Annotated in this window: 19 protein-coding genes; 8 read left to right on the top strand and 11 right to left on the bottom strand. The window is 63.2% G+C overall.

Annotation, left to right across the window (positions count from 1 at the left end):
- Nucleotides 1–7: 7 nt before the first annotated feature.
- The 5 genes from BHE75_RS10230 to BHE75_RS10250 form a co-directional block, all read right to left on the bottom strand.
- Nucleotides 8–2,158, bottom strand: coding sequence for a ParB/RepB/Spo0J family partition protein (locus BHE75_RS10230; RefSeq protein ID WP_070933800.1), 2,151 nt, complete (start codon nt 2,156–2,158; stop codon nt 8–10).
- Between the two features lie 223 nt (nt 2,159–2,381).
- On the bottom strand, nt 2,382–2,768 hold the full coding sequence (locus tag BHE75_RS10235; protein ID WP_070933801.1) for a hypothetical protein: 387 nt from the start codon (nt 2,766–2,768) through the stop codon (nt 2,382–2,384).
- The gene (locus tag BHE75_RS10240; RefSeq protein WP_070933802.1) at nt 2,765–4,006 is read right to left on the bottom strand and encodes a hypothetical protein; all 1,242 of its coding nucleotides are present in this window, start codon (nt 4,004–4,006) and stop codon (nt 2,765–2,767) included. Before BHE75_RS10240 ends, BHE75_RS10235 begins: the two co-directional genes overlap by 4 nt.
- A 3-nt stretch (nt 4,007–4,009) precedes the next feature.
- On the bottom strand, nt 4,010–4,375 hold the full coding sequence (locus BHE75_RS10245; protein ID WP_070933803.1) for a DUF2958 domain-containing protein: 366 nt from the start codon (nt 4,373–4,375) through the stop codon (nt 4,010–4,012).
- Nucleotides 4,372–5,322, bottom strand: a complete 951-nt coding sequence (locus tag BHE75_RS10250) for an ArdC family protein (RefSeq protein ID WP_070933804.1) — start codon at nt 5,320–5,322, stop codon at nt 4,372–4,374. The genes BHE75_RS10245 and BHE75_RS10250 overlap by 4 nt, the downstream gene beginning before the upstream one ends.
- A gap of 233 nt (nt 5,323–5,555) precedes the next feature.
- Here BHE75_RS10250 and BHE75_RS10255 point away from each other — a divergent pair, with 233 nt between their 5' ends.
- Both BHE75_RS10255 and BHE75_RS10260 read left to right on the top strand, forming a co-directional pair.
- A complete protein-coding gene (locus BHE75_RS10255; protein WP_254684414.1) occupies nt 5,556–6,233 on the top strand; it encodes an SOS response-associated peptidase in 678 nt (225 codons plus the stop codon).
- Nucleotides 6,230–7,033, top strand: a complete 804-nt coding sequence (locus tag BHE75_RS10260) for a hypothetical protein (RefSeq protein WP_070933805.1) — start codon at nt 6,230–6,232, stop codon at nt 7,031–7,033. The genes BHE75_RS10255 and BHE75_RS10260 overlap by 4 nt, the downstream gene beginning before the upstream one ends.
- Before the next feature lie 16 nt (nt 7,034–7,049).
- Here BHE75_RS10260 and BHE75_RS10265 read toward each other — a convergent pair whose 3' ends face one another.
- Nucleotides 7,050–7,490: a hypothetical protein gene (locus BHE75_RS10265; protein WP_139181701.1), complete on the bottom strand. Its 441-nt coding sequence runs from the start codon at nt 7,488–7,490 to the stop codon at nt 7,050–7,052.
- Between the two features lie 323 nt (nt 7,491–7,813).
- Here BHE75_RS10265 and BHE75_RS10270 point away from each other — a divergent pair, with 323 nt between their 5' ends.
- From BHE75_RS10270 to phnX, 5 genes are all read left to right on the top strand, one after another.
- Nucleotides 7,814–8,371 (top strand): OB-fold nucleic acid binding domain-containing protein, encoded by a 558-nt coding sequence (locus tag BHE75_RS10270; RefSeq protein WP_070933807.1) that lies wholly within the window; start codon nt 7,814–7,816, stop codon nt 8,369–8,371.
- Between the two features lie 83 nt (nt 8,372–8,454).
- Entirely contained in the window at nt 8,455–8,913 is a 459-nt protein-coding gene (locus BHE75_RS10275) for a YbaK/EbsC family protein (RefSeq protein WP_070933808.1), read from the top strand.
- 359 nt (nt 8,914–9,272) lie between these two features.
- On the top strand, nt 9,273–10,562 hold the full coding sequence (locus tag BHE75_RS10280) for a DUF5690 family protein (RefSeq protein WP_254684415.1): 1,290 nt from the start codon (nt 9,273–9,275) through the stop codon (nt 10,560–10,562).
- Nucleotides 10,540–11,664: a TIGR03364 family FAD-dependent oxidoreductase gene (locus BHE75_RS10285; protein ID WP_070933809.1), complete on the top strand. Its 1,125-nt coding sequence runs from the start codon at nt 10,540–10,542 to the stop codon at nt 11,662–11,664. The genes BHE75_RS10280 and BHE75_RS10285 overlap by 23 nt, the downstream gene beginning before the upstream one ends.
- Before the next feature lie 5 nt (nt 11,665–11,669).
- Nucleotides 11,670–12,500: a phosphonoacetaldehyde hydrolase gene (phnX, locus tag BHE75_RS10290; RefSeq protein ID WP_254684416.1), complete on the top strand. Its 831-nt coding sequence runs from the start codon at nt 11,670–11,672 to the stop codon at nt 12,498–12,500.
- Here the strand turns inward: phnX and BHE75_RS10295 are convergent, their stop codons facing one another.
- The 4 genes from BHE75_RS10295 to BHE75_RS10310 form a co-directional block, all read right to left on the bottom strand.
- Complete coding sequence (locus tag BHE75_RS10295; protein ID WP_254684417.1) at nt 12,501–13,256, bottom strand: UTRA domain-containing protein; 756 nt, start codon at nt 13,254–13,256, stop codon at nt 12,501–12,503.
- A gap of 105 nt (nt 13,257–13,361) precedes the next feature.
- Complete coding sequence (locus BHE75_RS10300) at nt 13,362–16,175, bottom strand: TonB-dependent receptor (RefSeq protein WP_070933810.1); 2,814 nt, start codon at nt 16,173–16,175, stop codon at nt 13,362–13,364.
- A gap of 316 nt (nt 16,176–16,491) precedes the next feature.
- On the bottom strand, nt 16,492–17,061 hold the full coding sequence (locus BHE75_RS10305) for an HD domain-containing protein (RefSeq protein WP_070935734.1): 570 nt from the start codon (nt 17,059–17,061) through the stop codon (nt 16,492–16,494).
- Between the two features lie 135 nt (nt 17,062–17,196).
- Entirely contained in the window at nt 17,197–19,092 is a 1,896-nt protein-coding gene (locus tag BHE75_RS10310) for a metallophosphoesterase (RefSeq protein WP_084653104.1), read from the bottom strand.
- A gap of 133 nt (nt 19,093–19,225) precedes the next feature.
- Between BHE75_RS10310 and BHE75_RS10315 the strand changes: the two genes are divergently transcribed.
- Nucleotides 19,226–19,849, top strand: coding sequence for an exodeoxyribonuclease III (locus BHE75_RS10315; protein ID WP_081997458.1), 624 nt, complete (start codon nt 19,226–19,228; stop codon nt 19,847–19,849).
- 71 nt (nt 19,850–19,920) lie between these two features.
- Here BHE75_RS10315 and BHE75_RS10320 read toward each other — a convergent pair.
- The coding region (locus BHE75_RS10320) for a hypothetical protein (protein ID WP_191225181.1) at nt 19,921–20,333 on the bottom strand (413 nt) is incomplete at its 5' end.

Raw genomic sequence — 20,333 nt, forward strand, 5'->3', positions numbered from 1 at the left:
CCAGCATTCAGGCGGCGATATCGTATTCGACGTCGCCCTTCTGGTCGTTGGCCGCTTCCTGCTCGGCGGAGGTGTCATCTTCGTCGAGGAAGGCCGGCAGCACATCAGCCTCATCCGTCAGCGGCAGCGGTTCCTCGATGACCGGGGTCCGCAGCGGTTCGGGGAGCCAGTCCGCGTCGGCCAGCAGGCGCTCGGCCTCGCGCGCCATGTCGCCCTTCTTCAGATGGTCGATCAGGCCGGCGGTCTGCGGCCCCTTCGCTTCGGCAACAGCCTCAAGGATACGCGGCTTCGCGACCCGGTTGAGATAGTTGTCGAAGGTCGGACGCCAGCCCGCGCCGATCATGTCGAGACCGACGGCACGCGCCAGCACATTGGCATGGTCGATGCGGCGCGCGACGCCATGCGCCGACACGCGGCCGCCGCCATGTTTGGCGACCGGCTCCCACTGTGCGTTCACCGAATAGGCCGCGCAATGGGCGAACAGGCTGGCCTGCTCGGTGCCGTCGAGCTGCTGGAGCGCGTCCCAGACATCCTTGTCGGATTGGGGAAGGCGCTCCTTCCAGCGGGCGTGACGCTCCTGGATGGACGCAGCCGACGGGCTGCTGCGCAGGTCCGCGCCCTGGAACGGCATGGTGACGCGGTGGACAGCCAGCTCCATGCAGCTTTCGGTACGGCCCATGTAGAAGACCGAAAGCACCATCGCATGCAACACGGCAGCGAAGGCCACCGAGGGCGACTGCGCGAACGCATCCTGAAGCGCCAGCGTGCGCGCCGCGGTCAATTCCGCAACGAGCCTGTCCGGCAGCGGCTTGATGACCTCGCCGTCCTCATCGTCATCATTCAGCGTCGGCGCGGACGGGGGCGTGCGGGACTCGGTATCGGCTGCTTCCCCGCCGATCTCATCAGGCGCTTCATACGATCCGGCATCGGGCGCCGTATCGTCGCCTTCGCCCGCATCGTCGGCCTCCGGCTCATCCTCGGCGCGGACATAGCCGCGGTCGATATAGAGCGTGCCGTCGTCCTCGAGGCCGATGAACACGCCGGCATTGTCCATCTCGGCAGGATCGAACACCCGGTTGCCCTGGGCGAGAATACCCAGTTCGGCGTCGATGGCGGAGATACGCAGCTCCACGTCAGCGGGAATATCGGGCTTGCCGTCCCATTCCGCCTCCAGCGCATCAGCCTCGGCGCGCAGGGCGACGATGCGCGCCTCCTGATCCTCGGTCAGCGGCTGCACCTGGCTGGCGATGGCGCGGCAGTCCTCGTCATAGCCGTAGGGCAGATCGACCAGCGCCTCGACCCATTTCCAGCCTTCGGCCATGACAGCGTCACCTTCCGCGCGCAGCTTCTCGTCGACCAGTCGATCGAGCAGTGCGGGATCGGAGAGCCAGCCACCATCGTCGGGTTCGAACAGGTCGCGGATCGGGCAGGCCCCGCCAGCGGCGATATAGGCATCCAGCCCGACGAAGCGGACGCGCTTGTCCGAAACTTCGACCTTGTCCTCAAGCAGCCTGGACTTGATGAACCAGGACGACTTGTTGCTGCTATGCGCGAGCTGCTCCCAGAGATCCTCCTGGCGTTGATGATCATCGCTCACGGTGAAGGCCATGAGCTGGTCGAGGGTCATTTCCCCTTCGGCATAAACATCATGGAGTTTGGGCGAGACCGACGCGAGCTTGAGGCGCTGACGAACGACGGCGGGCGTGACCCGGAAGTGGGCGGCGATCGCTTCTTCCTGTTCACCCTTATCGAACAGGGTCTTCATCGCCCGGAACTCGTCGAGCGGGTGAAGCGGTTCGCGCTCGCTGTTCTCGGCGAGCGAATCCTCTTCGGCCAGGACGGGATCGTTCGCGGCCTTGACCACGCACGGAACCGGCGCGTCCTTGGCGAGCCGCTTGCGCTTCACCAAGATGGCCAGCGCGCTGTAGCGACGGCCGCCGGCGGGAATCTCGAACATGCCGGTTTCTTCGCCAGCCTCGTCGAGTACGGGCCTGACGTTGAGGCCGGTGAGCAGGCCGCGGCGTTCGATATCATTGGCCAGATGCTCGATGGTCACGCCATGCTTCACGCGGCGGATGTTCGATTGTGACAGGACCAGCTTATCGAACGGAATGTTCCGGGACTGGTTGAGGGTGATCTTCGGTTGGGCTTTCGCCATGACACGTCTCCATGACGGGCGGCCGGAAGACTCTCTCCCAGCCTCCAACCCGTCACGAAAATCAGAGCCTCCCTCTCACTCTATGGTTCGGCCCATGGGGAGATGACGCGCGCGCCCGTAAATGCCCATACGGATTTGATGATCCACTGAGATGTGTATCGCCGTATTTACGGAACTATGGAGAGGTCGGTGAACCCTCCGACCGGAATGCCGTCGAGATTAGTCAGCGATATTCCTCGGGCAGATCTTCCGCATTGCCGCGCCAGACGATCTTATCGCCCTCGTAGATCGTCACGAAGCCGCTGCGCCGGGGTTTCTCCACGGGCAGCAACGGCCTCGCCGCGAAGTTGAGGCAGGAGAACTCCGCGACCGTGGCCGAAAAGGCGAGCGGCTTGCCCGGCGCCATGAGCACCCGGTCGCAGGCGCCGCTCGGCCGCTTCACGCGGCGGCGCGAGAGGCCGAGCCGGAAATGCTCATATTCGCGCTCCTCCCGCTCGGTCGGCGGGGACCAATGGCGGCACCAGCGGCAGGTCCGAATGGTAGCTGCGGGATCGTCGTCATCGAGCGGCGGCCCGTTGTTATGCCCGGCGCCGGGCGACCGTCCGCTCACGGCCAGCTCTCTTCGAGCCAGCCCCGGACCTGCTGGCGCATGATGCCGATCGGGCCATTGATCTCGGTGATCCGCGCGTCGGGCGCGACGCAGCGCAGATCGCGGAAGCCGTCCAGGAAGGCCCGCATCACCCCGATGTAGAGATGCCCGCCCGCGAGCGCGACGTCGGTGAATGGCCGCGTGCCGTGGTTGGAAAGCGAGGCGATCTGACAACCGGGCGAGTCGCCATAGATGTCAGGCTTGCGGGCCGATGGCGGACGCGGCCAACGCCGGTTCATTCCGCCCGCGATCATGCGCTGGGCAAGGTCTGGGGTTAGCCGGGCGTCATAATCCTCGATGGGCGAGCGGGAATCGAGAAAGCCGTAGCGTGCCGAGAGCACCGCGACCTTGACCCGCATCCGGTCGGGATTGACCGCGCGCACGGTCTGCCAGAGCGGCCCGGCATAGCGATCAATCGCATCGATCCAGCCCGCATCCCGGCGTTTGGTCGCCGAGCACGACAGGATCAGCAGCCGATGCGGTTCGAGCGGCGCCCCGTCCTCGGTCCGGGGAATGGTCCGCTCGACCGAGCGAACCGTGACCGGCCCTTCCTCGGCGGCCTCAGCGAGCCGCTCGATCAGCGCGAGATCGTCGCCGGAGCAGACCCCGCGCACGTCGAAGGCGATGCCGGGCTGGCCGTCCGGTTCGACCATGCGATCGACGAACAGGATGCCCTTGCCGAGGTTGCCGCAGAACAGCAGCGTATCGGTATCGCCGGGCACGCCGTTCGGATTGATCTTTCTTCGTCCGATCTGGCGGAACGCTTCGGCGAAGGTGGTGGGGGTCATCGTGGCCCGGGGCTGGACACGGGCGTGGAAGCGCCAGCCCGGCCGCGCGATATCGAGCTTGCCCAGCTCGATCTGGTGCAGGAAGTCGGCGAAGCTGTATGGATCGGCCGGATAGGGGCATTCCCGCCAGAGCGCACGGATCGTGCGGCGGCGATCGGCCGGAAGGGCGAACAGGCGCGCGCGCGCCTTTCGCCAGACGGCGGCCCGCTCATCGCGGCCCTCCTGCTGCTGGCGCGGCCACCATTCGGCGCGGCGGGCCATTTCCTCATCGATGCTGTGCTGTCCCGCCGCGACCATGTCGGCGAACAGCGGCAGCGACTCGCGCTCGCGTCGCTGCCTGGTGAGAAACGCCGCGCGTTTGCGCGACGTTTGTTCATATTGCGTGGGCCTAGGCCATTTGCGAAAACGCATGGGTCAGCCCTCCCGCTCTAGCCGCGCGATGATGCGCTCGGCTGCCCGGATGCCACCGGCGATGTCGGCGATATCGATCCACACCGAGATCGGCGCGGTCGTCGCGAACAGGATGTCGCGCTCGACGCCGAGCTTGAGCCCGACGTCGAGGCCTTGCAGTTCAGCCAGGCTGAACACACCATAGTCGACGCAATCCATGTCGAGATCGGCGATGCCGTGCAGCGTATCGCCATCGGGATCGAGCATGGTGGCGAGCCACACGCCCGCGCCCACGGGGTTGAAGAATTTCGCGACCGGAAGATGGTCACCGCTCGGGTCGGCCGCATTGGCGATGAGCTGCGCGCGCAGCGCGGGAGTCAGGAGCATCATGCCGCCCTCCGTTCGATCAGCGCGCCCGGGGCTTCCGCTCCGGTGGCATCGCGGAAGGCGAGCAGATAGTCGGCCGCCTTTGACGCGGCGCTGGCGGCGCGAACGATCGCGCGATCATCTGCGCGCATGATGTCGAGCCACGCGCCGATATAGTCGGAATGGCGGACCGTCGGCTCGATGCCGAGGGCTGCGCAGACGAAGGCGCCAGCCATCTCCGCGACCAGTTCCTCGCGTCCATATGTCTCCGAACCGAAGCGGCCGCTCTGATCCCGGCCGAGGCGACCCTGGCTGCCCGTCCAGTGACTGAGTTCGTGAAAAGCCGTTCGATTCCAATTGATTGGATCGAAATAGCGCGAGGGAGGCGGGACACAGACCCGGTCGTTCGCCACGTCATAATATGCCTGATCTCCGCCAATACGGAAATCCGCACCTGTCGCTGTGATCAGGGCTTCCGCTTCGGGAAGGATCCGACCGGGATCGGGTCGCGGGATCTCGGCGGTATAGGCATCAGGCAGACCTTCACACTGGTCCAGATTAAACAACGTGAAGCGTTTCAGGAACGGTATTGTGCCTGGAGTACGGCCTTCCTCGGCAGCCTGGCGCCGTTCGTCGCCGGGGGTGAAGCGATGGGCGTAAACGACGGTGGTGCCGGTCGCGCCCTTGCAGACATTGCCGCCGAGTTCGAGCGCCTGGCGGAAGGTCAGGAAGGCGTTGCTCGAAAAGCCCCGCGAGACCACCGCGTGCCACAGGATGAGAATATTGATCCCGGAATAGCCGCGGTTGCTCGACGCGTTGTGCGGCATCTGGAGCGGGGCCTTGGCCGATGCCCAGGGCTGCACCCAGGGGACGCGGCCGGCTTCCAGCTCGGCAATGATCTTCTCTGTGATGTCCTGATAAAGGTTCGGCCGGTCGCTGCTTGCGCGCCGGGCTTTGAACTTGCGTGCCATCGCGTATCTCCGCGACGGATTGGCCCCAAGCCTCTCTCGGGACGCTCAACCCGTCATGAAAATCCGGCTCTCCTCTCACTCTCGCGGGGGCGTTGCGGGGGCGGCTGGCCCCCGCTCGAAGGGGTAGCGCAAGACCGCCTGTCGGGCTTGCGGTCAGGGGAAGCCTTTCCCCCCAAATCCTTTCCGGTCAAACCACGCCAAGAGTATCGATTGCCCTGTACGGAAACGGCGGCATGATGCCGGAGATGTGCAACCTCTACTCTCTGATCAAAGGTCAGGCGGCGATTCGCGAACTCGCCGAGGTCATGGCCGACCACACGGGCAACCTGCCAGAGATGGCCGGGATCTATCCTGATTACCCGGCGCCCATAGTCCGCAACCAGGAAGGTGGCCGGGAAATGGCGATTGCGCGTTGGGGTATGCCATCTCCGGCCTTCGCACTCGAAGGCAAATCGGTCGACAAGGGCGTGACCAATATCCGTAATACGAAAAGTCCGCATTGGCGCCGCTGGCTCGGACCTCAATCACGCTGTCTGGTGCCGTTCACCTCCTTCAGCGAGCCGGATCAGTCACCCGGCGGCGATCGAAAGCCGGTCTGGTTCGCGCTGAACGAGGATCGGCCGCTCGCATTCTTCGCGGGCATCTGGACCCGTTGGACCTGTGTACGGAAAAAGGCCGAAGGCGAGATAAGCTGCGACCTGTTCGGTTTCCTGACCACGGAGGCGAATGCCGAGGTGGGGCGCTATCACCCCAAGGCCATGCCTGTGATCCTGACCCAGAAGGACGAATGGGATCGCTGGCTCAACGCGCCCTGGGATGAAATTGCTGCGCTCCAGCGCTCATTGCCCGATCACGCGCTGACTATCACAGGGAGGGGCGACAAGTCAGACGGAGGCGGTGAGCTTCTATGAGCAAGCGATCCAAGCGCGACACCCAAGGCGCAAGATCGAAATTCCCGCGTCCCGATAAGCTGGCTACGCTCCACATCGACACCGATAACGAGCGGTTCGTGTTCACCACCAAAGACATGATCCAGAATCAATTGAGGCGGGACGGCCCCAAGATCCGGCGATCGTTCGATCTAGTGGCTAAGGACGATATCGCGGCGAGCAGCGCGGTATTCGGACTGGCAGCCGGGCTGTGCGTTCGGCATCTGCCACGCTTGGACGACAATGGATACAAGGCGACGGTGTCCCGGCTGCTGTCGAGTGCGATGAGCACCTATCTGGCGAGCATCGAGGTCGCTCGGCATGGCTATCGGCGACAATACGGGATGCTTGCCCGGTCATTGATCGAGACGATCGCCACGGTGATCGCGATCGCGATCCGGCCCACGGCTCTGGAACAGTTCCACGCCGGCACGCTGCAATCCACAAAATGCGTCGGATGGGCAAAAGAGGTGCTGGAGCCGCTCGGCATGTATTATGGCATGTTGAGCAATCAGTTCGTTCATATCGGGCCGGTCCATGCCGCGTTCGAACCGATCCGGCGCTACACGCCGGATGATGAAGCCCTCAGCTTCATTGTGAGTTCGATGCGCGGAAATGTGTGGATGCTGTTCCTGACGGCCGAGTTGGTGTTTCACGATGAAATCGGGAATTGCCGCTACTGGAAGCCGATGGGGGAAGGCGTGGCATTCGATCCGTCGCCGGAAGAACGGCTATGGATGGCCAGTTTTCTGATTACGCCGGATGAGCGAGCATCGGCGTGAACCATGGGAGCGAAGGTCACGTCGCAAGAAGCGCCCTTGCATTACCGAGCGCCGTTTCAACAAAGCGCGACGTGTGCCCGAAGGCAGAAATCGGCTCCGGCTGGTGCGCCTTGCCCGGCGCGATGAGCTTCGTACCGGCAACGATCTGAAAATGGCTCACCTCGATCGGCTCACCCTCGTGGAAGACGAAAATATCTTCGGTCTCGAAATGGCCTGCGGGGATGTCCGCGAAGTTCTGGGCGGCGCTTCCCGGTAGATGCCAACCGATTGCGACCGCGTTCGCCTTCGTTGGCACCAGTTCCCAATGCTTGCCGCTGAGAGAGACTTCCTTGACCACGTCAATGTGGACAAGGCCCCCTGCGTGCTCGGCGAAGGTTGCGGCGACCAGATCCAGCCAGGCTTCGGGCATCCCGCGTTTGCGCATGTCCTGCAGGCGGCCAGTGATCGCGGGTTTCACGGCGCCCGCCAAGTTGGAATCGGTATCGGCTTGAAGCGCCCAGGGCCAGGCGATGTGGGGGGGAACGTGGCACGCCAGCCTGCCGGGCGGCCGTGGCGATGACGTTGTCGAGCGACTGGAACATAGCGTTCGCGGCTTCGCAGGCAATCGGCTTCAGCTGCGGAAACAGTCCGCGATTGAAATGCAGGGAGTAGAGGTGACGGCCATCATCGCCTCTGTCGTGGCGTAGCTGCCATGAGCCGCTGCCGCTGTTCGCGGCGACCGCTGGCGAAGATGGTCGACCGCCGCCGGAAATCTCTGAAGAAACCGTCCGGCTGAAGGCCATGACCGCCGGCCGCGAGGTGGTGGAGGATTATCGCCATACCGGCCTGACGCTGCGCCGGCACCCGCTCGCGTTCCTGCGCGGCGAGCTGGAACGGCAGCGTTTTCTGCCCTGCGCCGATGCCCATGCGCTGAAGGACGGCCGCCCGGTCCGCACCGCCGGGCTGGTGCTGGTCCGCCAGCGCCCCGGCAGCGCGAAGAACGTCACCTTCATCACCATCGAGGACGAAACCGGCATCGCCAATCTCGTGGTCTGGCCCGACCTCTATGAAAAACAGCGGCGCATTGTGCTGACCTCCGCGATGCTCGGCATACAGGGCCGCATCCAGCGCGAAGGCGATGTGATCCATCTGATCTGCGCGAAGTTGTTCGATCTCACGCCCTTGCTCTCCTCCTTGAGCGAACTGGGGGATGCGTTCCCGAAATCCGGCGGTCGGGGTGACGGTGCTCGCTTCGGCGCGACGGATGACCCCCGCGATCGGCCGCCTCCGATGGCCGGGCTGCGCGGGGCGGACCGGTATGGGGGTGCGCTCAGAGTGAAGTCGCGTAACTTCCATTGAGCGTCATGCTGGTTGCGGCTGGAGCGATGCTCGGTCAATGCCAATCGGAGACAGAATTCCAGTGAAGAAGGGCCGCAAAGAGAATGAGTTTGGAGACGGTGAAGGCGTTTATGGCGGTCCATGCCCCGGATATCGAAATCCTGGAAACGCAGGCCAGCACCGCGACGGTCGCTGAAGCGGCCGCCGCCCATGGGGTGGAACCCGCGCAGATTGCCAAGACGCTCTCCTTGCGGATCGGCGAGCGCGTTGTCCTGTTGGTCACCGCGGGAGACGCGCGCCTCGACAACGGCAAGGCAAAGGCGGTGTTCGGCGGCAAGGTCAAAATGCTGGGCCGGGAAGAGGTCGAGACGATCACCGGCCACCCCGTCGGCGGCGTCTGCCCGTTTGGCCTTGCATCGGCCCTGCCGATCTATTGCGATGAAAGCCTGCGCCCGTTTGCCGTCGTCATTCCGGCGGCGGGCGCCACGAATGCAGCATTGCGGATCGAGCCTGATCGGATGGCCGAGATCACCGAAGCCCAATGGGTCAATGTTTGCCGGTGACCGGCCTGAACGCGGACCGATCTATTAGAATATGCCACCAGCGGTGTCGTGACCGAGGGAGCCGTCATGGCCAAAGCCTGACCCCTATACACCGCAATCAAACCCCGAGGCCTGATCGGCCCCGACGGGTTCAGGCGAACGGACCGAGGATGCCCATTGCCTGAACAGCCGAAACACAAATGGTCCCGCTCCATCCGAGCCTTCCCGAACGAGGCATTATGGTGTGGCCGTCCCGAGTGGCGACCGGATGTGAGGCTATATAGGCGAGATCTGCGCGCCGATCAGATGACGATGACCATGTCACCATTCTGACCCAAAACTGGTCCATACCAGATTGACTTCGATAATCTGGATATGACGTGTTTGAACGAATCGAAAAAGCTACGCGAACGACAATCGTTTCGCTCGGCGCGGGAGCCGCGGCGGCATTCTGCGCCTATTTTTCGATGTATGCCTTTCGCAAGCCATTCGCGGCGGCGACATTCGCTGACCAGCCCGCTCTGTTCTTCGATCTCGATTACAAGACGACACTGCTGATCGCCCAGGTTCTGGGCTACGCACTATCGAAGCTGATCGGCATCCGTATGATCGCCGAGTTCGGGCGGACCGGGCGGGCGGGCGCTATTCTGACGCTGATTGGCATCTCCTGGCTCGCGCTCATCCTGTTCGGGGCCGTGCCCGCGCCATGGAACATCGGCTTTCTGTTCCTGAACGGACTGCCACTCGGCATGATCTGGGGCCTGGTGTTCAGCTATGTCGAAGGGCGCCGCGCATCCGAGGCGATGGGCGCGCTGCTCTGCGCGAGCTTCATCCTCTCGTCGGGTGTCGTCAAATCGGTTGCGATCCTGGTCATGGACTGGGGCGTGGGAGAATTCTGGATGCCGGCGGTTACGGGGGCTCTCTTCTTTCCGCTTCTCCTGTTGTCGCTGTGGTTGCTCGAGCGGATGCCGCCCCCCGATGACCGCGACATCGCCGAGCGCACAGCACGCGTCCCGATGCGTGCGCGGGAGCGTGCAAGTTTCCTCCGCAATCATGGCGTCGCCATGCTCCTGCTCGTATCGGGCTATGTCCTGTTGACCGCGATCCGGGACTTCCGCGACAACTTCGCGGCCGAGCTCTGGATGGCCATGGGCCAGGGTGGCATCGCTTCAGTATTCTCCGCCTCCGAACTGCCAGTTATGATCGTCGCTCTGACCGCGTTGGGTGCGCTGACGCTCATCCGCGACAATATGCGGGCTCTGTTGGCCATGCACGGAATCATCCTGATCGGCGCGCTACTGCTGGGCCTCTCAACGCTGGCGTTCCAGTACGGATGGCTTGCGCCATTCCCCTATATGATCCTGACTGGCGCCGGACTCTACCTCGCTTATACGCCGTTCAACGCGATGCTGTTTGACCGCATGATCGCCGCACTCGGCCATGTGGGCAATGCTGGTTTTCTGATCTATATCGCGGACAGTTCGGGCTATGTCGGCAGCGTTGCGTTGCTTCTGTATCGAAGCATGGCAGCCCCATCGATGGACTGGCTCTCCTTCTATATCTCTTGCGCCTATTTCGCGGCCATCGCGGTAGCAGTGCTGACCGTCTGTTCGGCTGCCTGGTTCCATTTCCATGTCGGGAAACACCATGTTCGCCCATCCGTCGCCTGACCTTGCCATTGTCGGGGCCGGGATCGTCGGCCTAGCTCATGCGCTTGCGGCAGTAAAGAAGGGAAAGCGGGTCCTTGTCGTCGATCGCGACGCGCAGGCAAACGGGGCTTCGATCCGCAATTTCGGCTTTGTCACCGTGACCGGACAGCAGCGGGGTCGGGTATGGGATCTCGCGCGCCGCAGCGCAGCGATCTGGCGCGACATCGCCCCGCGCGCCGGAATCTCGATCGAGCAGCAGGGATTGCTGATGGTTGCACAGCGCGCCGAGGCCGCCATCGTGATCGACGCCTTTGCCGCCACCGAGATGGGCGAGAGCTGCGAACGCCTGACAGCCGCACAGGCACGCCGCCACTGTCCTGAACTGAGCGGCGAAATCACCGCGGCGCTGCTGTCCAGCGCGGACCTGCGGGTAGAATCGCGCAGCGCCATCCCCCTGTTGGCAAAATGGCTGCAAAACGCTTGGAATGTGCGCTTCGTCCGGGGCGTTGCCGCCAGCCGGATCGAGCCGGGCGCGATTATTTTGAGCAACGGCGAGCGCATCGCCGCGCCTCGCATCATCGCCTGCCCCGGCGACGACTGGTCTAGCCTCTTCCCTGCTTCCTTTGCGGAGGCGGGCATTACACGCTGCCAGTTGCAGATGCTCCGCCTGGCCCCGCCTGGATGGCAGTTGCCCAACCCGGTGATGAGCGACCTCTCGATGGCGCGCTATCTGGGTTACGCCGATCTGCCGGAAGCCGCTCCGCTTAGAGAACGCCTCCGGCGCGAGGCGCGCGATGAACTGGATCACGGCATCCATCTGATCGTGGTGCAAGGCGCGGATGGATCGCTCGTCGTCGGGGACAGCCACATCTATGCGCCGACCCCGGAACCCTTCTCGTCCGCCGCTACCGAAACGATGATCCTGCGCCAGTTCGCCGCCCTGTTCGGCGGCGCGCCGCCCGTCGTCGAGCGGTGGACGGGCACTTATGCCAGCGGTCCCGACCACAGCATCATACACGAGCCGTTGCCCGGCGTGCGGCTGGTGGTGGTGACGAGTGGCACGGGCGCTTCGACCGGGTTCGCGCTGGCGGAGGATGTGGTTTCTTCAATCTTCGAGGACTGACCGATATGATGGAATCCCGTTTTCCCTTTCCCGACGCCCTCCGGGCGGTGATCTTTGACTGGGCCGGCACGATGATCGATTTCGGCAGCCGGGCGCCGGTGATCGCACTATGCCAGACCTTCGCCGAACATGGCGTGCCGATCACCGAGGCGGAAGCGCACGAGGACATGGGCCGGGCGAAGTGGGATCATATCGCCCGCCTGCTCGCCAAGCCGCGCATCGCCCAGGCCTGGTCGGAGACTAAGAGGAGCGAGGCGACACCCCAGGACGCCCGAATGCTGTTCGAAGCGATCGGTCCCGCTATGATCGAGGCCGCACGCGAATGCGCCATCCTGGTCCCCGGCGCGGCGGAAGTGGCGTGCGGCCTGCAACGTGCCGGCGTGAAGGTCGGCTCCTGCACCGGTTATACACGCGCAATGATGGAGGCGATCCTGCCTTACGCGGCGGAGCAGGGCTACCGGCCCGACCATGTCGTATGCGCCGGGGAAACGCCTGAGGGGCGTCCTTCTCCGCTCATGGCCTGGAAGAACCTTGTCGAACTGGGTGCCTGGCCCGCCTACGCCTGTGTCAAGGTCGATGACACCGAGGTTGGCATCGCCGAAGGCCGGGCGGCGGGCATGTGGACGGTCGGGGTGGCCGCCAGCGGCAACGAGATCGGCCTGACCGCTCAGGCGCTCGCCATGCTGCCGCCAGACGAACGGCAAAGGCTGATCGCACGCGCGACCGATCGGCTGATGACGGCGGGGGCCCATCTGGTCATCGCCACCGTGGCCGACCTGCCCGAGGCGCTGGGCCATTTGCCGATAGGTTCTCCGCCGGATGTGCGGGTTCCGTGATCAGGCGTCCGGTTCGCCACGTACCGACAGGTCGACGTGGATACGGATGGCGTCGTGGCGCCAATATTCCTGATCATACTCGACCACGCGCCCCTTTTCGTCGAAACTCGTCCGCACCACCGTCAGGCTGGGCGCGCCCGGCTTAGTGCCCAGCGTTTCAGCGGCCTCCTTTGCCAGCGCGCAGGGCCGCATGTCGACACGATTGCGCGCGACGACGACGCCATATTTGTGCTTGAGGATCTGCGTCAGCGAGCCATCGAGATCGTGATCGAGCAGGCCGGGAGCGAGCGCGGGATCGACGGTGATCCGTTCAACGAGCACGGGCCTTCCGTCGATCGTCCGCATCCGCTCGATCACGTGGAGCGGCGAACCGGGCGCGACGCGGAATATGTCGGCCAGCGCGGCGTTCGCGTTGATGCTTGATTTGGCCAGCGTTATCGTGGCCGGCGTGCGGCCCTGTTCGGTGACATAGGCCATGAAGCCCGCCCAGCGCGTGGGATCATAAGTGATGGCGGGCGGGGAGACATACCAGCCTGATCTGTCGCGACGGTAGATCAGCCCTTCGGCTTCGAGCTGCGCCAGCGCCTGCCGGATGGTGCCCCGCGCGAAGCCGGCACTGGTTTGGAACTGCCGCTCCGACGGAAGCCGGGAACCCGCCGGCAGCTTGCCTATCTCGATATTGAACGCGATCTGATCCCGCAGCGCCAGATATTGCGGCCCGGCCGCTTCGCCCGGCTTGCCCTCCATGGGGATCATGTCAGCGCTTTGTCGCATGGCGAAGCTTTGCCGTCCGGGTCCGGGGCGGTCAAGGCGCAATGCCGGGCCGCCACCCGCCAGATAGCGGATGGCGGCCGGCTCATGTCAGAACACGTAGCTGGCGCGCATCAGGAAGGTGCGGCCCGGCTCCATATAGTCCTTCATATAGGAAGGATTGTCGCCCTTGGTGGTCCAGTATTTCCAGCCGCCAAGGATATTGGCGACATCGAAATCGACCGCAAACTGATCGGTCAGATGGAAGCGCGAGTGGAAATCGAGGCTCTTGTTGGGACGGACCCATTTGTCGACCGCATTATCGCGCATATCCTCGATGAACTTGCCGCGATAATTGTAGGACAGCTTCGCCTCGATTCCATATTTCTGGAACGTCAGCGCCGCATTGTACATCAGGTGCGGTGTGTTGATGAGGCGGATCGGGCGCCCCTTTCGATAGGGCAGACCGGTTTCGGCCTCGCTGTGCTGCACAGTCAGATTGGCCTCGATCCCGAAACCGTCGAACGGCTCGGGTAGTCCTTGCAGCGACTTTATGAAATTGAACTCCATGCCATAGACCTTGGCCGTCTCGCCATTCTGTGGCTGGGTGATCTCGATCGAGCCGTTCGGCGTTGTTGCCGGAACCTCGCTGCCGTTGGTGAAGATGAAATTGCGGATGCGCTTGTAGTAGGCGGTTGCTGAGATGATGCTTGAGGAATCGGGATAATATTCCGCCGACAAATCGAGGTTCAGCGCCCTTGCCGCCTTGAGGTCAGGATTGCCGCGGCTGATCGCGATGATCTCGCCAGTGCCAGGTTCGCGGGTGACGCTTTGGCCGGCGGAAATATATCCATATTCAGGCGGGGAATAGCCCGTCCAGATCGCGGCACGCACAGTGGCTTTCGGCGAGGGGCGCCAGATGGCGTTCACGCTGGGAAGCAGGACAGTATACCCGCGATCGGTCGTGTCGAAACCGCTGTTGGCGCCATCGTCCGACCAGAACACATTATGTGTCTCGCGGCGTTCCATGCGGGTGCCGGCGATCACTCTTAGCGTATCGAAATCGAAATTGGCCAGCGCATAGGCAGCGTAGACCTTCTCGGTCGACCGCTTGTCGTCCGCCAGTTGATCCGTGTCGTCGGGAGCGAAAGGATTGACCTGTTCGGCCGCCCTGATCGCCGCGATCACGGCCTCCCGGCTGAAGACGTCGCCATAATAATATTGCCCGCCCAGCATACTGGTGACTTCCTTCTCGACCAGCCCCGACTGATCGAGGTTGAGCCCGTCGAGCGGGGTTCCGGCGAAGTCGCCGTCATATAGCCGGGTGCTGTCATATTTCCGTTTCGACCGCATGAACTTGGCGCCCACCTTCACATGGTCGAGCACACCGCCGACATCATATCGTCCGTCCAGCCGGAAGGCGATGCGGTTATCGGTCTGCTTGCTGCGCTCGTGCGAGGCGCCGTCGAAGAGGAGAAGCGAAGAATCCGTTTCGACGAAGCGGGCGAAAGCGGGCAGCCCGGCCTTGGGAAAGCGGGGATTGCTCGACACCCAGTCAATGCCCGTCGCATTAAGCGGCCAGGCGCATTGGTCGCAGCCATAGCTGACCGAATAGCTGTCGGGATTGCTGCGTTCTCCGCCCGAATAGCTGAGATCATACTCCAGTGACAGCTTGCCCAACTGGCTGCTGCCACCGGCGTTGACCGTATACAGGGTCTGGTCGAGATTGATCGTTTCGAAATTGCGGGCGAACTGGAACTGTTTCGGATTCCATACGCCCGAGCGGCCGTTCAGCGACCAGTATCCATTGGTCCCTGTGTCGGCATCGGTGATCCTCCCATCGCCGTCGCGATCGACGATCTGCGCGGTGGTATAGCCGTAGATCTTGCCCTTAACTGGATCTTCGCCGACGATCATCGCATCGGGCTGCGCAAGGTTGCGATCCTCGATGTCGACCTGGGTCAGCCGCGCTGTCGGACGGTTGCGATAATCGGTGAGGTCGTTCGTCCCGCGTTGCTCCTGCCGTGAATACTGGCCCCGCAGGTAAAGCTGGGTCGCGTCGCCGCGATAGTCGAGGGAGATGTTCCCGCCATAACGGGTCTGCTTGAGGCGCCGATAGTCAAGGTCGATGCCGGGAAGGTGCATATTGCTTTCGTCGATGATCTCTTCGGCGTCCTTGCGCCAGTTATAAGGCTCCCACTCCCCATCATTCTCGGTCTCCTGGCCATTGCCATGCGACACGCCATAATTGGCGGAAACAAAAATGCCGAAGCGGTCGTCGGCAAAACGGGTGCCAAAGTCGCCCTGGATCTGGTAGCTACCGGCCTTCTCACCGGCCTTGTCCGCCTGCTGGTTGATGCCTGCGGCACCGTAGAGGCGGATGATCGTGGAATCCTTGAAATCGAAGGCGGTCGGCGTCCGGAAATTGATGGTGCCGCCAATCGCATCGCCATCCAGGTCGGGTGTGAGCGTCTTGGTCACGCGGACCTCGGCAAGGCCGTTGGGGGGGAGAACGGTCAGGGATACGTCACGGCTGTCGGGGTTGGTTTGCGCGACGCGCACGCCATTGATCGACACCGCATTATAGGTGCCCGCGAGCCCGCGTACCGTGACATATTCGCCCTCACCGGTGTCCTGGTTGACGATCACCGAGAGCCCTGGGACGCGTGCGAGCGAGTCTGCCACATTGGCATCGGGCAACTTGCCCAGATCGTCCGCCGATATGACGTCCACGACATTATCCGCGGTTCGTTTGGCGCCGATCGCGGTTTCGGTACTGAGCCGCTGACCGGTAACGACGATTGTCTCGCCCGGCGCTGCATCTTCGGCATGGCCGATTGCAGGGACGCAGGCTGCCGCAAGCGCGGCGCAGGACGCGGATAGGTGAAAGGCTGAGCGCACGGCCGACGGCCTGGTCGATTGCATGATCGGTTCCCTTGAATAAATCCCTCGAACTGACCGATCGGTTCAGGATCGCCGGCTAAAATCCGAATCACCTTCAAGCGGTCAACTGGTATAGGCCAGAATGTCATGACACGGTGATTACATATACTGCGCTTGCGAGAGAAATGCTGAAGGGTGTCAGACAGGATGCCGGCCTTAGTTCGCACAGCTGCGCGACCAGCATCTGACAGGTTGCTGGTCTCGGCGGGCGCCTCGTGAATCGGCAGCCTGGCGTTCCCTGGCTGGAGCGCTCCGTTCACTATGCGGGATGGAGGAGTATGCGGCGCGTCCGAACGCGCTAGTTGCGCCCGTCCGATGTTTCGCGCGCGGCGCGATCGCCGATCAGCCGCTCAAGAAGGGGGCGGTAGGATTCGAGTTCGGAAACCGCCCAGTTCTTGCGTTTTCCGGTGTCATCGTAGCGCCGCAACCTGATTGCTTCTTCAAAGAAACGTGCTTGCGCAAAAGCGCTCGCCTCCGCTGTAGTCATCGGGCCACCCTGAAGCTGGAGGCTGAGTTCCGATGCGCGGCTCAGCGCTGAACGGTAGCCGGGCTCCGACGCACAGAGATAGCGCTTCGCCTCGACATGCATCCTGACAGGTTCGGTCACGCTGTCCGGGAAAGCGGTGGCGAGAAAGGCCGCGCCGATGACCTCGTGTCGGGCATCGATGCCGCGCTGCTCTGCGGCATTTCCGGCATCGTCGATGAACTGCCCAATATCGTGTAACAATGCCGCAGCGATCAGCGTATCGGCCGCCCGGTCCTCACGCGCGAGTTGGGCGCATTGCAGCGCGTGCTCGATCTGCGTGATATCCTCGCCATAGGTAAGACGTCCGAATTTATTGATTATATGGAATAGTTTGTCGATCATTTGGTCGAGCCCAATCTGGAAGATGTGGAAGCGCTGGCCGACGCAAGGGGGATTGCCCTGGCGCAAGCGGATGATTTACTGGACTATACCAATTATATCAACCGGAAGCCACGCGCGAACTTCGGAACAGATGCGCTACTTGGTAATGGTGAACGCGTCGCGCAGATGGCCATCGGCATCGATGGCTTCGGCCTCAAGCCGGTCCCCCGCGCCGCGCAGCATCAGATAATGATGGTCACGAAAGGTCTTGCGGTTGAAGCCCGGCTTGGTCGGCTGGAAATCCTCCAGATTTCCGCCCATGCCTCCGACCTGCACATAAGTGATGCCGTTCGCCATATCGATCTTGCCGCCCCTGATTGGCCAGCTGCGCTCGTAGGTATGGAGGTGACCGACAATGACGAGGTTGACTGAGTGCTTCTCGTAGATCGGCTCCAGTTCCGCCGTCACCACCGGATCGCCGCCGTGCGACACGCCTGTCCAGCTATCGCCGTAATCGTCCTCGTCGGTGGACCTCAGCGCATGATGATGCATGGCGATCTTCCATTTCGCGGTCGACGAAGCGAGCGCCTGATCCAGCCAGGCCCTCTGCCGCGCGCGGAAGCCAGGCTCGCGCTTTTCGCGATCTTCGAGATTGCTGTCGATGACGAAAATTTCGGCGTCACCGTAGCGGATATTGAAGAACGCCTCGTCGCCGGGCTGGCGGTGATAGTGGCGGAACCAGTGCAGTTCGCTCTCACCGTTTCCGGGTGCCGCTATCACCGGAACCCGGCCGAACAGCGGCCCCATGCCGGCGAAATACTCATGCGTCCATTCAAAGCGGCGCTCGAGCGAACCGCCATCGGTGAGATCGCCGGCAAGTAGCAGGACATTGGGGCGCTCTTCCCAGATGAGCGCGCTCATCCGTCGGTTGATATGGGTGCGTGCTTCGGTGTCGGCGCTGATCGCCATGGTGAAGGGGACTCCCGGCGGCGGCGCGGTCCGGAATGACAGAAGACCGGATCGCACTTCGTTGCCTTGCGTGTCCACCCCTGTCACACGGTAGAAATACGGCGTATCGACCTTTAACCCGTCAAGGCGTAGTCCGCCGATCCGCTTGCCATCGCGCGGGATCTGGCGCGATTGCAGTGCATCGGCCGTCTCCCCCCACTCAACGGTGGTTGCGACCGGACGGTTGGTTTCCCAGGAAAGCTCGATAGACGTGGTCGTCGGCGTATTGAGATAAGGGGGCTGAGTGAAATGGAGCCCCTTGTCGGTCAGCCAGCCTTCCTCGACGAGCCGTGTGCGGCGATCGAACGCGTCCTTGACCTCCGCCGCACTAAGCGCGCGACCGTAAATGGCCGCAGCCCTGACCAGATCGTCCAGGCGCATGAAGCGCTCCGCCTCGAAGAAGCCGCTCAGTTGCAACGAGGCGTCGGAAACAGCGTTGGCGGGAAGCTCCGCCTGCCCCTTGACGACTCCGTCCACATAGAGCGTCCAGCGCGCGCCGTCTCGCACGCCCACGACGTGATGCCAGCGGCGCTTGTATCCCTCGCCGGTCTCCGCCTTCAGCAGCGGCATACCATCCGCACGTACCGGGCCAAACAACGCCTCGCCCGAGATATAGCCAAGGGCCCAGTCGGGACGCGGCTGGCCGCTGTCAATCAGCGCGCCGATGCGCTGATTGACGTGGTCGAGCAGCCAGAGTTCCACCGTGAAGGCTTCTCCGTGCTGTTCGGCGTCCAGCATTCTGCGCTCGGTCGCCCTCATGCCTGAAAGAGTTGGCCTTGCGAGTTCCGTCGAGATCAAGGGTAAGGGCGGTGTTTCTCGCTTCGGCGCCGGGTCAGCCCGCCGCGGCAAGGCGTTATCCAGTTCGAAGGTCCATTCGGCCAAAGGTTGAAGCGCGGCAGCAACTGGCGCAGGCTGGTCACTGGCTTCGGCATGGCTGGCGGGCAGCACTGACCCGAGGAGCGCCACAGTTGCGGCGATCGTTCTGGAAAACCGGGCTTTGCTTCTGCTCTCCCGATCCGTTCCGAATGTGGCAGCATCCGCCATAGTCAATCTCCAATCAATTCTGGACTAGACCAGTATCCGGGATCGGGGACAATTTCATGACATCGTGCGCTGCCCATCTATTGCGACGAGAGCCTGCGGCCTTTCCTGTGCTTACTGGCAGCCGGCGCAAAAAATGCAGCCTTGCGTACAGAGCCCGGTCGGATGGTGGAGATCACCGGCGCGCAATGGGTCGATGTTTGCCAGTAACAGGCCTGAGCGTGGCCTTCCTGGCGATCCGGGTGACATGCAGAGCCGGTACATCGAGGCTGCGGTGAACGGCGTCCTCATCGCCGGCCTCTATCTGCCGAACGGCAACCCGCGTCCCGGCCCGAAGTTCGACTACAAGCTGCGCTGGTTTGACCGGCTGCAGGCGCATCTGGCGTCGCTGATCGATCTCGAAGCCCCGGTGATCGTGGCGGGAGACTTCAACGTGATGCCCACGGATATCGATGTCTATGCCCCGGAACGATGGCGAGAGGATGCGCTCTTCGCATCCGAGGTCAGGAAAGCCTGGCAGCGGCTGCTGGATCAGGGCTGGACAGATGCGATCCGCCTCCTGCATCCGACCGAAACAATCTACACCTTCTGGAAATATTGGCGCCGCTCATTCGAGCGCAACGCTGGCCTCCGGATCGGCCATTTCCTGTTCAACCCTCCAGCGCTGGATCGGCTTCTCGCGGGGGAGGTCGACACCCGCCCGCGCGGTTGGGATAAGACCAGCGACCATGCACCGGTGTGGATTGAGTTCGGCGATTGAGAGTTTTGTGAAGGATGGAGATTGCTGCGGGATCGCCCGGACGGTCGGGAGCGTCAGGCGCCATCGGCCCCTCAACCCACGCAACATCCAAGCGTCGCGCTGTCGTTGGTGGCGACCCGCGCCGGCGCCATTGCACCGCGATGCTGCGACGGCGCGGCGGGGCCGAACGTGAGGCGCAGCATGATCCGGGTGGAGCGGAGCGCGACGCGCATGGCGGACGCAAGTCCGGGATTACGGCTGACGTCGAGCAGCGCCGCGTCGCAGCTGTTCGATTCGTGCAGAAGATTGAGCAGGCGGTGCTCGTCGACCGACAGGCCGTTACGCGCCGAACTGCCATCACGGACACGGAAGCGGCGTCCCGAACAGGCTTCGTAGAGCCCCAGCACGCTGTCGATGACAGGCGCGAGGATGCCGCAATGACAGGTGTCGAGAACGCGATAGAGAGCCGGTTGGACCGACTGGCGATTATCGCGGGCGTGGCGCC

The organism is Edaphosphingomonas haloaromaticamans, from assembly GCF_001853345.1.
Lineage (GTDB): Bacteria > Pseudomonadota > Alphaproteobacteria > Sphingomonadales > Sphingomonadaceae > Sphingomonas_E > Sphingomonas_E fennica.

Bases quoted from the DNA above. Each gene is read 5' to 3' on its own strand.
- BHE75_RS10315 (WP_081997458.1), top strand. From the start codon at position 19,226: ATGCAGCCTTGCGTACAGAGCCCGGTCGGATGGTGGAGATCACCGGCG.
- BHE75_RS10270 (WP_070933807.1), top strand. From the start codon at position 7,814: ATGACCGCCGGCCGCGAGGTGGTGGAGGATTATCGCCATACCGGCCTG.
- BHE75_RS10245 (WP_070933803.1), bottom strand. From the start codon at position 4,375: ATGATGCTCCTGACTCCCGCGCTGCGCGCGCAGCTCATCGCCAATGCG.
- BHE75_RS10275 (WP_070933808.1), top strand. From the start codon at position 8,455: ATGAGTTTGGAGACGGTGAAGGCGTTTATGGCGGTCCATGCCCCGGAT.
- phnX (WP_254684416.1), top strand. From the start codon at position 11,670: ATGATGGAATCCCGTTTTCCCTTTCCCGACGCCCTCCGGGCGGTGATC.
- BHE75_RS10305 (WP_070935734.1), bottom strand. From the start codon at position 17,061: ATGATCGACAAACTATTCCATATAATCAATAAATTCGGACGTCTTACC.
- BHE75_RS10260 (WP_070933805.1), top strand. From the start codon at position 6,230: ATGAGCAAGCGATCCAAGCGCGACACCCAAGGCGCAAGATCGAAATTC.
- BHE75_RS10255 (WP_254684414.1), top strand. From the start codon at position 5,556: ATGATGCCGGAGATGTGCAACCTCTACTCTCTGATCAAAGGTCAGGCG.
- BHE75_RS10300 (WP_070933810.1), bottom strand. From the start codon at position 16,175: ATGCAATCGACCAGGCCGTCGGCCGTGCGCTCAGCCTTTCACCTATCC.
- BHE75_RS10295 (WP_254684417.1), bottom strand. From the start codon at position 13,256: ATGATCCCCATGGAGGGCAAGCCGGGCGAAGCGGCCGGGCCGCAATAT.
- BHE75_RS10250 (WP_070933804.1), bottom strand. From the start codon at position 5,322: ATGGCACGCAAGTTCAAAGCCCGGCGCGCAAGCAGCGACCGGCCGAAC.
- BHE75_RS10240 (WP_070933802.1), bottom strand. From the start codon at position 4,006: ATGCGTTTTCGCAAATGGCCTAGGCCCACGCAATATGAACAAACGTCG.
- BHE75_RS10230 (WP_070933800.1), bottom strand. From the start codon at position 2,158: ATGGCGAAAGCCCAACCGAAGATCACCCTCAACCAGTCCCGGAACATT.
- BHE75_RS10285 (WP_070933809.1), top strand. From the start codon at position 10,540: ATGTTCGCCCATCCGTCGCCTGACCTTGCCATTGTCGGGGCCGGGATC.
- BHE75_RS10310 (WP_084653104.1), bottom strand. From the start codon at position 19,092: ATGGCGGATGCTGCCACATTCGGAACGGATCGGGAGAGCAGAAGCAAA.